The organism is Alsobacter sp. P4_H11 (genome assembly GCF_056400925.1).
Genome location: NZ_JBFUKI010000012.1, coordinates 95,074 through 107,492, shown reverse-complemented (window position 1 = coordinate 107,492; position 12,419 = coordinate 95,074). Strand labels below are relative to the sequence as shown.

Genomic DNA, 12,419 nt, shown 5'->3' with positions numbered 1-12,419 from the left:
TGCTCCTGCTCGGGTCTGGAGCGTCAGTCGATCTTGAGGCCGCGCGCGGCCCCGACGGTGGCGTTCCAGGTCGCCGAGCATTGCGGGTCGATCTTGTTACAGGCGTCGCGCCAGAGCGGGAGAGCGCTCGCCGCGGAGGCGGCCGCGATCTTGGCGGCGTCATCGGCGGTGGGCGTCACGAGCGTCATCTTGAAGGGCTGGCCGTTCTTGCACGGGCCGCCGGTGTTGCAGCTCTGCGAATCCTCGGTGCCGGTGACGGCGTAGTCCCACATCTTCTGCTCGAGCGTCTTGAAGGCCGCCTCGATCTTGGCCTGCTCGGCGGGGCTGAACTTGTTCCAGTAGGCCAGGTTGATGAAGTGGCCCTGGACGGAGCCCGACACCGCGAGCGGGATGTAGTGGGTGGTCACCTCCGGCCATTTGCCGGTGTTGCCGGAGTTCGGCGAGGTGACGCCGCAATCCACCACGCCGCTGCCGAGAGAGGTGTAGACCTCGCTGAAGGACAGCGTCACCGGCGTCGCGCCGAGCTTCTGCAGCATGGCCGACATGGTGGGGGTGAAGCTGCGGATCTTCAGGCCGTTGAAGTCGGCCACCGAGGCGACCGGCTTGCGGCAGTAGAACACCTGCGGGCCGAAGGGCCAGAGCGTCAGCACCTTGGCGTTGAATTTCTTCTGCAGCCGCTCGTCGAACACCTGCCGGTAGGCGTCGATGGCCTTGCGCAGGTCCGGGAAGTTGGTGGACACGCCCGCGAGGTCGATGCCCTCGAAGAACGGGTCGTCGCGCGAGGCCTGGCCGATCTGCACCGACATCACGTCGAAGGCGCCGGAGCGCAGCAGGCGCAAGGCGTCGTCCGCCTTCACGTTCACGACGTCCATGGGGTTGAAGTTGATGGTCAGCGGCAGGCCGGTCGCGGCGGGCAAGCCGGCGAAGAACGGCCGCTCGATGCCTTCCGAATGCGCCACGCTGGACGAGAAGTTGCCGGCGATCCGCATCGTCGTCGGCGCCTGGGCGGAGGCTGCGGACAGGCTGCCCGCCAGCAGGAGTGCGGCGAGCGCCGCGGGGCGGCTGAAGCGGGCAGGGGTCATGGGTTGGGCTCCGGCTTGGTGCGACGGGTTATGGCCCGGGCTACGCACGGTTCGTGCCAAGGTTAAGCCCAGCCCGAACCGATTGCGCGCGGCTGCGGGCGCTTGGCCAGAGCGCCCCGGATACGATCGCGCCAGCCCATCGTGTGCGATTTCTGCTCTAATCGTATGCAGGGCGCCCTCATTGGGGCGGCTGGTGGAGAAAAGCGCCTACGATCAACCGATGCCGTAGCCCGCGATCGCGACCTCGGCGATGTCGCCGGCGCGCGTCGCCCAGATCCGATCGCGTTGTGCGGCCACATGCGACAGCGCCCGCCGCAGATGCTTCAGCCTGTGCGCCTGCCCGGTGACGTGGGGATGCAGCGAGACGGGGCAGACCAGCGCGTTGCCGGGCGCCTGCCTGAGCATCTCGTCGAACTGGTCGACGATCACGTCCGCGAAGGCGTCCGCGGTCATGCGGCGCACCACGATCGCGTTGGCGTCGTTGGCCTCCTGCGGGTAGGGGACCGACAGCAGCGGGCCGGCCCTGGTGGCGAGCGGGATGGGTCGGTCGTCCGCGCACCAGTCCAGCACGTAGCGATAGCCGGCTTCCTTGAGCAGGTCGGGCGTGTGCTCGCTTTCCGAAATCCACGGACCCAGCCAGCCGCGGGGCGGCGCGCCTTCCTGTTGGGCGATTTCGGCCGTGGCCTCGGCGATCAGGGCGGCTTCGCCGTCCGGCCCGAGATCGGCCTGGCGCTCGGCGTTGGTGCGGCCATGCGCGGCGATCTCGCAGCCGGCCGCGCGAAAGGCCTCCACCAAGCCGGGCGCGCCCTGGTAGACGGCGGCGTTCACCAGCACGGTCAGAGGCAGCCCGAGCTCACGGAACATTTCCAGGAGCCGCCAGGCGCCCACGCGGTTTCCCCATTCCAGCCAGGAGTGGTTCAGGACATCAGGCGCCGGGCTTTGCGGCACCAGCTCGTCGAGCATGCCTTCGCCCCACGCGTAATGTTCGAGATTGAGCGCCGCGTAAAACGCGAGCCCTTCGCCGCGCGGCCAGCGAAAGGGCGGGGCCTCGGTGATCGGCCAGAACGGGTAGCGGTCATGGCTGCGCAGGATCTTCACGCGGGATCTCCTCCAGGGGGCTCCGGCGCGTTGCAGGATCAGGGCCAGACGCCGCTCGCCGGCTGCTTGCCGGGTCGGGGTCGGACGGCCGTTAAGGATTGGGCTGGAGGAGGAACGAAGGACGCACGAATCACTGAGCCGCACCGCCCAGCCTCAGGTCCGAACCACCCGCCCGGCCGGAAAGCGGCGCCCAACGAGCCGCGCATTAACGAAGCCGTGCCCGATCGGGACGCGCCGCCCCGCGCGACTGTGCGGGCGGACGACGCCGCAGCGTTTCTCCCGCCGATTGCCTCGCCCCGCCCGGCGCCCCCATGATAAAGCGGTCGCGTGTAACGACGACGGACTGGTTTGCACCGCGCCTAAACCGGTTCGCCCCCTGAAAGAAAGCTGATCCATGACCGAAATCGACGTGCGCCAGGTCTGCCACCCCGAGGCCGTCCGCTATTTCGACACCGACGAACTCCGCCACCATTTCCTGGTCGAGACCGTGTTCGTCCCGGGCGAAATCGCGCTGACCTACAGCCACATCGACCGCTTCGTGCTGGGTGGCGCGATGCCGACCAGCGGGGCGTTGAAGCTCGAGACGTCCAAGCCCATCGGCCAGAAGACGTTCCTGGCGAAGCGCGAGCTGGCGGCGATCAACATCGGCGGCGCCGGGCGCATCACCGTGGACGGGACCGTGTACGAGATCGGCCCGCGCGACAGCCTCTATGTGGGCATGGGAGCCGACGACGTGCGCTTCGAGAGCGCCGACGCCGCCGCGCCGGCCAAGTTCTACCTGCTCAGCGCGCCCGCGCATGCGACGCACCCGACCCGCAAGGTCGCGCTCTCCGAGGCCCGCATGGTGCCGCTGGGCGCCGAGACCTCGGCGAACAAGCGGGTGATTCACCAGATCATCCACCCCGACGTGTTGCCCACCTGCCAGCTCGTCGCCGGGATGACGCTGTTCACGCCCGGGAGCGTCTGGAACACGATGCCGTGCCACACGCATGACCGGCGCTCGGAGGTCTACCTCTATTTCGACGTGCCTGAGGACCAGCGGGTGTTCCACATGATGGGCGAGCCCACCGAGACCCGCCACCTCGTGGTCGCGAACGAGCAGGCGATCCTGTCGCCGGGCTGGTCGATCCATGCCGGCGTCGGCACCGCGAGCTACGGCTTCATCTGGGCGATGGCGGGCGACAACCAGGACTTCACCGACATGGACATGGTGCCCATGTCCGAGCTGCGGTGAGCGGCGCCATGCAGGACCTGTTCGACCTTTCGGGCCAGACCGCCATCGTGACCGGGGCCAACACGGGCATCGGCCAGGGCATCGCGGTGGCGCTCGCTCAAGCCGGCGCGGCGATCGCGGCGGTCGGCCGCTCGTCGATGGCGCAGACGCAGGCCATGGTGGAGGCGGCTGGGGCGCCGTTTCTGGAGATCACCGCCGATCTCGGCTCTACGGAGCCGGTGGCCCGCATCGTCGCCGAGACGCTCGCCTGGCGCGGGCGCATCGACGTGCTGGTGAACAACGCCGGCATTATCCGGCGCGCGGACTCGATCGACTTCACCGAGCAGGACTGGGACGACGTCATGAACGTCAACCTGAAGTCCGGCTTCTTCCTGTCCCAGGCGGTCGCCCGGCACATGCTTGGCCGCGAGGGCGGCGGACGCATCATCAACATCGCGTCGCTGCTGTCCTTCCAGGGCGGCATCCGCATTCCGTCCTACACGGCCTCCAAGAGCGGCCTTGCGGGCCTCACGCGCCTGCTGGCCTGCGAGTGGGCCGGCAAGGGCGTGAACGTCAACGCCATCGCGCCTGGATACTTCGTGACCAATAACACCGAGGCGTTGCGCGAGGACCCGGTCCGCAGCGAGCAGATTCTGGCGCGCATCCCGGCCGGGCGCTGGGGCGAGCCCTCCGACATCGGAGGCGCGGCGGTGTTCCTGGCGTCCAAGGCTGCCGCCTATGTGCACGGGGTCGTGTTGCCGGTCGACGGCGGCTGGCTGGCGCGATAGCGGCGCGGGCTCCGTCGCCACGCGGCCGGGCTGGACAGCCAAAGCGAAAAGGCGGACGCTTCCTACACGCGAGGCTTCACCTGCGGGTGACGGCCGAGGGGAGGGCTCCATGTCCGGCCAGATCCGCTTCGATGACGGCGCCGCCTACGAGAAGATGATGGGGACCTGGAGCCGCATCGTCGGCGAGCAGTTCATCGACTGGGTGGCGCCCCCGCCGGGGCTCCGCTGGGTCGATGTCGGCTGCGGCAACGGCGCTTCCACCGAACTGCTCATGCGGCGCTGCGCGCCTGCCTCCGTGCAGGGCGTCGATCCCTCGCCCGAGCAACTGGCCTATGCACGCGATCGCGCCGGGGCGGCCGGGGCGGAATTCCAGCTCGGCGACGCGATGGCGCTTCCCTACCCGGACGGCGCATTCGACGCGGCCGTGGCCGCTTTGGTGCTGTTCTTCGTGCCCGATCCCGCCAAGGCTGTCGCCGAGATGGTGCGCGTCACCAGGCCGGGCGGGCTCGTCTGCGCCTATATGTGGAACATCCCCGGGGGAGGGCTGCCGCACGCCGCCATCGGGCAGGAATTGCGGGCCGGCGGGATCACGCCGCCGATGCCGCCAAGCGCGCCGATTTCGGCGATGGAGCCGCTGCGCCAGCTTTTCGCCGACGCCGGGCTGACCGGGATCGAGACCGTGGAGATCACGGGGCAGCGGAGGTTCGAGAATTTCGACGATTGGTTCGCCACGAGCCTGCTCGGATCGAGCCTCACGATCGTGGCCGAGCAGGTCGGCGCCCAGGCGATGAACGCCGTGAAGGAGCGCGTGCGCGGCCACTATCCCGGCGAAGGCGACGGGCCGGTGACGCGCACCGCGCGAGCCAACGCGATCAAGGCCACCAAGCCCGCCTGAGCCCGGCCGCAGGCTGTAATCAGCTGCGCAGCCCCGGCGCTTCCTGGCCGGTGCGGGCGACATACTCGGTGTAGCCGCCGCCATATTGGTGAATGCCTTCGGGCGTCAGTTCCAGCACGCGGTTGGAGAGCGCCGCCAGGAAGTGGCGGTCATGCGAGACGAACAGCATGGTGCCTTCGTACTCGGAGAGCGCCGTGATCAGCATCTCCTTGGTGGCGATGTCGAGATGGTTGGTGGGCTCGTCCAGCACCAGGAAGTTCGGCGGGTCGTAGAGCATCTTGGCCATCACAAGCCGGGCCTTCTCGCCGCCCGAGAGCACGCGGCAGCGCTTCTCGACGTCGTCGCCCGAAAAGCCGAAGCAGCCCGCGAGCGCGCGCAGCGAGCCCTGGCCGGCCTGAGGGAAGGCGTCTTCCAGCGTCTGGAACACGGTGCGCTCGCCGTCCAGCACCTCCATGGCGTGCTGGGCGAAGTAGCCGAGCTTCACGGCCCCGCCGATCGTCACCGCGCCGTCGTCCGGCTCCGTGCTGCCGGTGATGAGCTTCAGCAGCGTCGACTTGCCCGCGCCGTTCACGCCCATGACGCACCAACGCTCGCGGCGGCGGATCTGGAAGTCGAGGCTGTCGTAGATGCTGCGATCGCCGTAGCGCTTGGCGACCTTCTTGAGGCTGACCACGTCCTCGCCTGAGCGGGGCGCGGGCGGGAAGTCGAACGAGATAGTCTGGCGCCGGCGCGGCGGCTCGACGCGTTCGATCTTGTCCAGCTTCTTGACGCGGCTCTGCACCTGCGCGGCGTGCGACGCGCGGGCCTTGAAGCGCTCGATGAACTTGATCTCCTTGGCCAGCATGGCCTGCTGGCGCTCGAACTGGGCCTGCTGCTGTTTCTCGTTCAGCGCGCGCTGCTGCTCGTAAAAGGCGTAGTCGCCCGAGAAGGTGGTCAGCGAGCCGCCGTCGATCTCGACGATCTTGTTGACGATGCGGTTCATGAACTCGCGATCATGCGAGGTCATCAGCAGCGCGCCGTCGAAGCCCTTCAGGAAGGTTTCGAGCCAGATCAGGCTCTCGAGGTCGAGATGGTTGCTCGGCTCGTCGAGCAGCATCACGTCCGGGCGCATCAGCAGGATGCGGGCGAGCGCGATGCGCATTTTCCAGCCGCCCGAGAGCGCGCCGACGTCGCCGTCCATCATCTCTTCGGTAAAGCTGAGGCCCGCCAGCACCTCGCGGGCGCGGCCGTCCAGCGCGTAGCCGTCGAGCTCCTCGAAGCGGGCCTGCGCGTCGCCGTAGCGGGCGATGATGTCGTCGAGCTGGTCAGCCTGATCAGGGTCGCCCATGGCGGCTTCGAGCTCGCGCAGCTCGGCCGCGACCTCGCTGACCGGCCCGGCGCCGTCCATCACTTCGGCGACCGCGCTGCGGCCCGCCATCTCGCCGACGTCCTGGCTGAAATAGCCGATCGTTATGCCGCGATCGACCGCGACCTGGCCCTCGTCCGGCCGCTCCTGGCCGTTGATCATGCGAAACAGCGTGGTCTTGCCCGCGCCGTTGGGACCGACGAGGCCGATCTTCTCGCCCTTCTGGAGCGCCGCCGAAGCCTCAATGAAGAGGATCTGGTGACCGTTCTGCTTGCTGATGTTCTCGAGGCGGATCATGGGCGGGCGCGGCTTCCGAAATGGATTTGGCGCGTCCTATGCCACAGGAATGAGGGCGGCGGCAGGGCCGCAGTGCAACATTGCGGGTTTTCGCGCCTCAGAAGCCGTAAACGACCGCCGGATTGCGCACCAGGATCATGTCGCGCTGCTCGGGCGTCGCCCAATCGAGCAGAAGATCGAGCATCGCGGCGTCGTCCGGCCCTTGTTGGACGGAGACATGCGGCCAGTTGCTGGCCCACAGCATGCGCTCAGGCGCGGCCTGGACGCACGCTTTGGCGATGGCCGCGACGTCGTCGTAGCCGGGGGCGCCGACCCGCGAGACCTCGTAGGGGCCGCTGAGCTTCAGCCATGTGCGGCCTGCGTCCAGCAGCCGGAGCAGGGTCGAGACGCCGGGGTGGTCGAGCGCCGGCGGCTCCAGGAACTTGCCCACGTGGTCGATCACGAGCGGGCAGGGCAGGCCGCGCAGCATGGCCTCGCGCTCGGGCAGGAGGCGGCCATCCATCTGCAGCTGGATGTGCCAGCCATGGGCGGCGATCTTGGCCGCGACGGGCTCCAGGTCGTCCCAGGGGACGACCCCGCCTGGCAGCATTTGGAACCGCGCGCCGCGGATGCCCGCCTGCGTGAGCCGGCGCAGCTCAGCCTCCTCGATGTCGGCCCCGATCACCGCGACGCCGCGCGTCCGCTCCGGGCCGAGCGCCGCGATGGCGTCGACGGTGCAGCGATTGTCGAAGCCATAGGCGGTGGGCTGGACCACAACGCCGCGCTCGAGGCCGAGGCGCCGCTGGACCGTCTGGTAGGCCGCCACGGTCGCCCATGCGGGGCCGGGCGACACGGCCGTAGCTGCCGTCGGGAAGGCGGCGTCGTAGATATGGAGGTGACAGTCGCAGGCCCCGGCTGGCGCCTGGAGCTTCGGGGCGTTAGTCATTGGAAATCCAGTTCAGGCGGGCTTGCGGGTCCAGGCGTCGGCGTTGACGGCGCCCTCCGGGACGGCGCCGGCCAGAATGGCCTCCACCTGCCGGACCGTGTCGAAGGCCTGCGACTCGATCGCCTGCGGGACGAGGCCGCCGGTGTGGGGAGTCGCGACCACGTTGGGCAGGCGCGCAAGCTCGGGCGAGGGCATCTGGTCCGGCGCGCGCCCGACATCCATGGCGGCTCCGGCGATGACGCCCGTTCGCAACGCGTGCGCCAGCGCGGCCTCGTCCACGAGGTTGCCGCGCGACAGGTTGAGAAAGAACGCGTCCCGGCGCATGGCCGCGAAGGCGGCGGCGTCGAAGAGGTTCTCGGTTTCGGGCGTCGCGACCGCAAGGCAGATCACGAAGTCGGAGCGGCGCAGCAGTTCTTCGCGGCTCACCTGAGCGAAACGCGCATCGTCCACGGTCGCGTAGGGATCATGCACCAGCACGGTCATGCCGATCGCCGCGAGGATCGGGGCGAGATGGCGTGAGATGGCGCCGTAGCCGACGATGCCGGCCGTCGCGCCGCTGAGTTGCCGGCCCATGCTGATCTCGGGCGCGCGTCCGGCGTGGTAGTCCGCCGTGGTGCGCGATATGCCTCGGGCGCAGTCCACCATGTAGCCGAGCGCCATCTCGGACACCGCGGCCATGAAGCCGGGCTTGGCGCGCGTGACCAGCACGCCGGCGGCCGTGGCGGCCGCCACGTCGATGTTGCGGATGTCCACCGCGACGCGGAGCATGGCGCGCAGGCGGGGCAGGGCGGCGAAGATTTCGCCGCGCCCTTCGGTCATGCGGTCGGCCACGATGAGGTCGACGTCTCGGGCGGCGCGGATCAGAGCCTGAGCGCCCAGAGGCTCGTCGCCCTCGTGCAGCGTCACGTCGCCCTGAGCGCGCAGCGCCGCGAGGGCGCGGTCGCCGTAATATTGCGCGCGGGCCTGCGGCGTGTGCGTGAGCAGGATGCGCATGTCAGTACCCGAACGCGTGGGGGAGCCACAGGCTGATCCCCGGGATGAAGGCGATGAGCAGCAGGCAGAGGAACAGCAGCGCCAGGTAGCCCATGATCGGCTTGATGGTCTGCTCGATGGGCACGTTGCCGATGAGGCACGCGCCATAGAGCCCCAGCCCGAGCGGCGGCGCGAAGAGGCCGATGCCCATCGCGATCACCAGCACCACGCCGAAATGCAGCGGCGCGATGCCGAGCTGCGTCGCGACCGGCATCAGCAGCGGCCCGAAGATGATCAGCGCGGCCGCGCCCTCCAGAACCGACCCCATGATGATCAGGATGCCGATCGACAGCAGCATGAAAAGCCACACGCCGGTGGAATGCGACAGCGTCACCATGGCTTCGGCGACCATGTGGGGCACCTGCTGCAGCGTCAGCACGAAGGCGAGCGACTGGGCGGCGGCGACGATGAACAGCACGAGGCCGGACCGGTTCGCCGCATAGACGAAGCAGCGCGCCGCCTGCGCGAAGGAGAGTTCGCGGAACACCGCCGCCCCGACCACGATGGCGTAGAGCGCCGCGAAGGCCGAGATCTCGGTGGCTGTGGCGAAGCCGGTCTTGAAGCCGACGAAGATCATCGCGATCAGCCCGAAGGACACGATCGCGCCGAGCCACATGCGCCGGGCGTCGCCCTTGGGCAGGATTTCGGTCGCATCCGCCGCCTTGGTCCCGAACAGGATCGAGACCGCGATCAGCGCCGCCGCCATCAGGCCGGCGGGCAGGAGGCCGGCCATGAACAGCCCGCCGATAGACAGGTTTGCGACGAAGCCGAGGATGATGAGGTTGATGCAAGGCGGGATGGTTTCGGCCATCACGGCCGAGGCGGCCAAAAGCGCCACGGCCTGACCGGGGTTCTGGCGCGACTTGCGGGCGGCCGGGATCAGCACGGAACCTACGGCTGCGACGTCCGCCATCTTGGAGCCCGAGATGCCGGAAAACAGCACCATGGAGGCGACCATCACGACGTTGAGGCCGCCGCGCATACGCCCGACCATGCGCTGCAGCAGCTCGATGAGGCGCACGGACATGCCGTTCGCCTCCATGAGGTAGCCGACCAGGATGAAGAACGGGATCGCGAGCAGCACGAAGTTGTCGATGCCGCGCGCCATCTGCTGGGCGAAGATGACGCCCGGCAGCGCGCCTTCCACCCAGATGTAGATCAGCGCCGCGAGCGCCAGCGCAAAGCCGATCGGCAGGCCGCCCATGAGCGTGAGCACGAAGCCGAGCAGCATGAAGGTGCGCGGGGAGGGGACGGTGTCGGGCGACAGCGCGTCCCAGGCCATGAACGCACAGGCGGCCGCCAGGATCACGATCAGCCCGGCCGCGATGTCGCGCGCGTTGCGGCGCAGCGCGATCTCGGCGGCGAACACCGCCATGCAGGCCGCGCCGGCCCCCATCGGGTAGAACGTCCACTCCAGCGGCAGGCCGGAGCCGGTGGTCTGGCCCGTGGTGAGCCAGCCGAGCCGCAGTGCGTTCCAGGCCGCATAGGCGGCGATGATCGTGACCAGGATGGCGCCGGCCGAGTCCGCCACGCGCCGCGCCGCCTCGGGGAGCTTGTCGACGAAGAAAGCGACGCCCGGGTTCTCGCCGCGCGCCACCGCGCTCGCCGCGCCGAAGAAGCTGGAGCCCACCATGAGCCCGCGGGCCACGTCGTCGGCCCATTCCACCGGCGCGTTGAACAGCGAGCGGGCCAGAACGGAGCCGATGACGACGAAGAGGTCGGCGGCCAGCAAGGCCGCCGCAAGCGCGTCGGTGGCCATCAGCAGGCTGCGCGCGCCGGGCCGCGCAACGCGGCCCGCTATGGCGGCTTCCATGGTGGGTCCTTAGCTCTGGGTGGACTTGATCATGTCCACGATGGGCTTGGCCTCCGGCCGCGCCTTCACGAAGTTCTCGGTCTGCGGCGCCACGCGCTTTCGGAAGGCTTCGCGGTCGCAGTCGATCACCGTCACGCCCTTGTCGGCCAGCACCTTGAGGGCTTCCTTCTCGACCGCGAGGCCGTGCGTGCGGGTGTCGGCGGCGGCCTTCTGGGCCGCGTCCAGGAAGCCGTCGCGGAGCTTGGGCTCCATGCGGCCATAGGTGGCCTCGCTGAAATAGACCGCCAGCGGCGAGAAGTTGTGCTGGGTCAGGCTGTAGAACTTGGCGGTCTCGAAGAACTTGCTCGCCACGATGGTCGGCGGATCATGCTCCAGCCCGTCCAGCACGCCGGCCTGCAGGCCGGTGTAGATCTCGCCGAAGGCGAGCGGCGTGGCTGCCGCGCCCATCAGGCGCAGGCACTCGGTGATCACCGGGTTCGGCAAGGTGCGGATCTTCAGGCCGGCGAGATCCTCCGGCGTCTTCACTGCCTTCTTGGCCAGGACGCTGCGCGCGCCGAAATTATAGGCCCACGCGATCACGCGCAGGTTGGCGCCCTTCAGCAGCGCCGCCTCGATCGGCTTGGCCGCGCCGGCGTCGAACGCCTTGGTCTGCTGCTCGAAGCTGGAGAAAAGGTAGCCGAGATCGAAAGTGCCGACGAGCGGCACGAGGTTGGCCGAGATCGACGATCCCGACACCATCATGTCGATGACGCCGAGCTTCACCGAGTTGATGACGTCGATTTCCTGGCCGAGCTGGTTGTCCGGGAAAAACGCGATCTCGAGCTGCTCGCCGAGGCCGTTGCCCTTCACGTGCTTGATCAGGTTCTCATAGAACACGCGGCCATTGGCGTATTTCGGGTCGTTGGCCTGCGAGGACGAGAGCTTCATCTTCATCGTGGCCGCCGAGGCGCGGCCGATCAGGGCGGGGGCGAAGACGAGGCTGGCGGCGACGGGCGCGGAAGCGCGCAGCAGCGAGCGGCGCGTGAGATGTCCGGTCATGATATTTCCTCCGGAGGCGGGTCTCGCGCCCGCTCTCGACGATGAGTCCGTTTCGACTTCATCTGCGCTTAATGTAAGACTAGATTCCAGAGCGCCGCAACCCTGGTCGTGACGACCAACACACGCAATGCGGGACCATGTTCAAGACCTCAACGGGCCTCGTCCGGAACGTCCATTCTCAGATCGCCGACCGCATCGGCATGAGCATCATCCGGGGCGAGATCGCGCCCGGCGAGCTGCTGCCGTCCGAGATGCGCATCTGCGAAATGCTGGAGGTGAGCCGGCCGGTGGTGCGCGAGGCAATCCGCGTGCTGGCCGGCAAGGGGCTCATCGAGTCGCGCGCCAAGAGCGGGACGCGGGTGCGCCCGCCGGAAGCCTGGAGCCATCTCGACCCCGACGTGCTGCGCTGGCGGCTCGCGTCCACGGACGTCGACACCTACCTGCAAAAACTGTTCGCGCTGCGCTATGCGGTGGAGCCGGCCGCCGCCGCCATCGCGGCGGAGGCGGCCACGGCGGAGGATTGCGGCGCCATCGGGGCCGCGCTGGCCGGCATGGACAACGCCGCCGACAACGCCGCCTTCGTGGAGGCCGACATCGCGTTCCACAAGGCGATCTATCTCGCCACCCGAAACGAGCTGTTCTGGCCCATCGCGCAGATGCTTGAGATTTCGTCGCGCCAGAGCTTCACGATCGCGGCGGAGGGTGACCACCGCAAGCGCGCGCTGGCGGAACACCGGGCCGTGTTCACGGCCATCCAGGCGCGGCAGCCCGACGCGGCGCGGGCCGCCGCGCTGGTGCTGCTCGACAGCTCCGCCGGCGATCTCGAAAAGCTGCGCGCTCCCGCGCCGGTGCGGACATCTGCGCGCACGCCGGCCTAGCAACATCAGCCCGAA

The 12,419-nt window shown here is 68.9% G+C and carries 11 protein-coding genes; 4 read left to right on the top strand and 7 right to left on the bottom strand.

Annotation, left to right across the window (positions count from 1 at the left end):
* Nucleotides 1-23 precede the first annotated feature (23 nt).
* Together AC1DSZ_RS19930 and AC1DSZ_RS19925 are read right to left on the bottom strand one after the other, a co-directional pair.
* Nucleotides 24-1,082, bottom strand: a complete 1,059-nt coding sequence (locus AC1DSZ_RS19930; protein WP_476840092.1) for a TRAP transporter substrate-binding protein — start codon at nt 1,080-1,082, stop codon at nt 24-26.
* A gap of 213 nt (nt 1,083-1,295) precedes the next feature.
* Nucleotides 1,296-2,180: a polysaccharide deacetylase family protein gene (locus tag AC1DSZ_RS19925; RefSeq protein WP_476840091.1), complete on the bottom strand. Its 885-nt coding sequence runs from the start codon at nt 2,178-2,180 to the stop codon at nt 1,296-1,298.
* Nucleotides 2,181-2,574: 394 nt separating this feature from the next.
* On the opposite strand from AC1DSZ_RS19925, the gene kduI reads away from it, so the two are divergent.
* The 3 genes from kduI (at nt 2,575) to AC1DSZ_RS19910 (ending at nt 5,076) form a co-directional block, all read left to right on the top strand.
* Entirely contained in the window at nt 2,575-3,414 is an 840-nt protein-coding gene (gene kduI / locus AC1DSZ_RS19920) for a 5-dehydro-4-deoxy-D-glucuronate isomerase (protein WP_476840090.1), read from the top strand.
* Between the two features lie 8 nt (nt 3,415-3,422).
* A complete protein-coding gene (gene kduD / locus AC1DSZ_RS19915) occupies nt 3,423-4,181 on the top strand; it encodes a 2-dehydro-3-deoxy-D-gluconate 5-dehydrogenase KduD (RefSeq protein ID WP_476840089.1) in 759 nt (252 codons plus the stop codon).
* Between the two features lie 109 nt (nt 4,182-4,290).
* Nucleotides 4,291-5,076 carry a class I SAM-dependent methyltransferase gene (locus tag AC1DSZ_RS19910; protein ID WP_476840088.1) on the top strand — a complete coding sequence of 262 codons (786 nt, stop codon included), beginning with the start codon at nt 4,291-4,293 and terminating at the stop codon, nt 5,074-5,076.
* Between the two features lie 19 nt (nt 5,077-5,095).
* On the opposite strand, the gene AC1DSZ_RS19905 is transcribed toward AC1DSZ_RS19910, so the two are convergent.
* The 5 genes from AC1DSZ_RS19905 to AC1DSZ_RS19885 all read right to left on the bottom strand — a co-directional run bounded on the left by AC1DSZ_RS19905 (nt 5,096) and on the right by AC1DSZ_RS19885 (nt 11,526).
* Nucleotides 5,096-6,718 carry an ABC-F family ATP-binding cassette domain-containing protein gene (locus tag AC1DSZ_RS19905; protein ID WP_476840087.1) on the bottom strand — a complete coding sequence of 541 codons (1,623 nt, stop codon included), beginning with the start codon at nt 6,716-6,718 and terminating at the stop codon, nt 5,096-5,098.
* A gap of 97 nt (nt 6,719-6,815) precedes the next feature.
* Complete coding sequence (locus AC1DSZ_RS19900; RefSeq protein ID WP_476840086.1) at nt 6,816-7,643, bottom strand: amidohydrolase family protein; 828 nt, start codon at nt 7,641-7,643, stop codon at nt 6,816-6,818.
* Between the two features lie 12 nt (nt 7,644-7,655).
* Entirely contained in the window at nt 7,656-8,636 is a 981-nt protein-coding gene (locus AC1DSZ_RS19895) for an NAD(P)-dependent oxidoreductase (RefSeq protein WP_476840085.1), read from the bottom strand.
* A 1-nt stretch (nt 8,637) separates the two neighbouring features.
* The gene (locus AC1DSZ_RS19890) at nt 8,638-10,488 is read right to left on the bottom strand and encodes a TRAP transporter large permease (RefSeq protein ID WP_476840084.1); all 1,851 of its coding nucleotides are present in this window, start codon (nt 10,486-10,488) and stop codon (nt 8,638-8,640) included.
* A 9-nt stretch (nt 10,489-10,497) separates the two neighbouring features.
* On the bottom strand, nt 10,498-11,526 hold the full coding sequence (locus AC1DSZ_RS19885; protein ID WP_476840083.1) for a TRAP transporter substrate-binding protein: 1,029 nt from the start codon (nt 11,524-11,526) through the stop codon (nt 10,498-10,500).
* A 137-nt stretch (nt 11,527-11,663) separates the two neighbouring features.
* Between AC1DSZ_RS19885 and AC1DSZ_RS19880 the strand changes: the two genes are divergently transcribed.
* Entirely contained in the window at nt 11,664-12,404 is a 741-nt protein-coding gene (locus AC1DSZ_RS19880; protein WP_476840082.1) for a FadR/GntR family transcriptional regulator, read from the top strand.
* Nucleotides 12,405-12,419 lie beyond the last annotated feature (15 nt).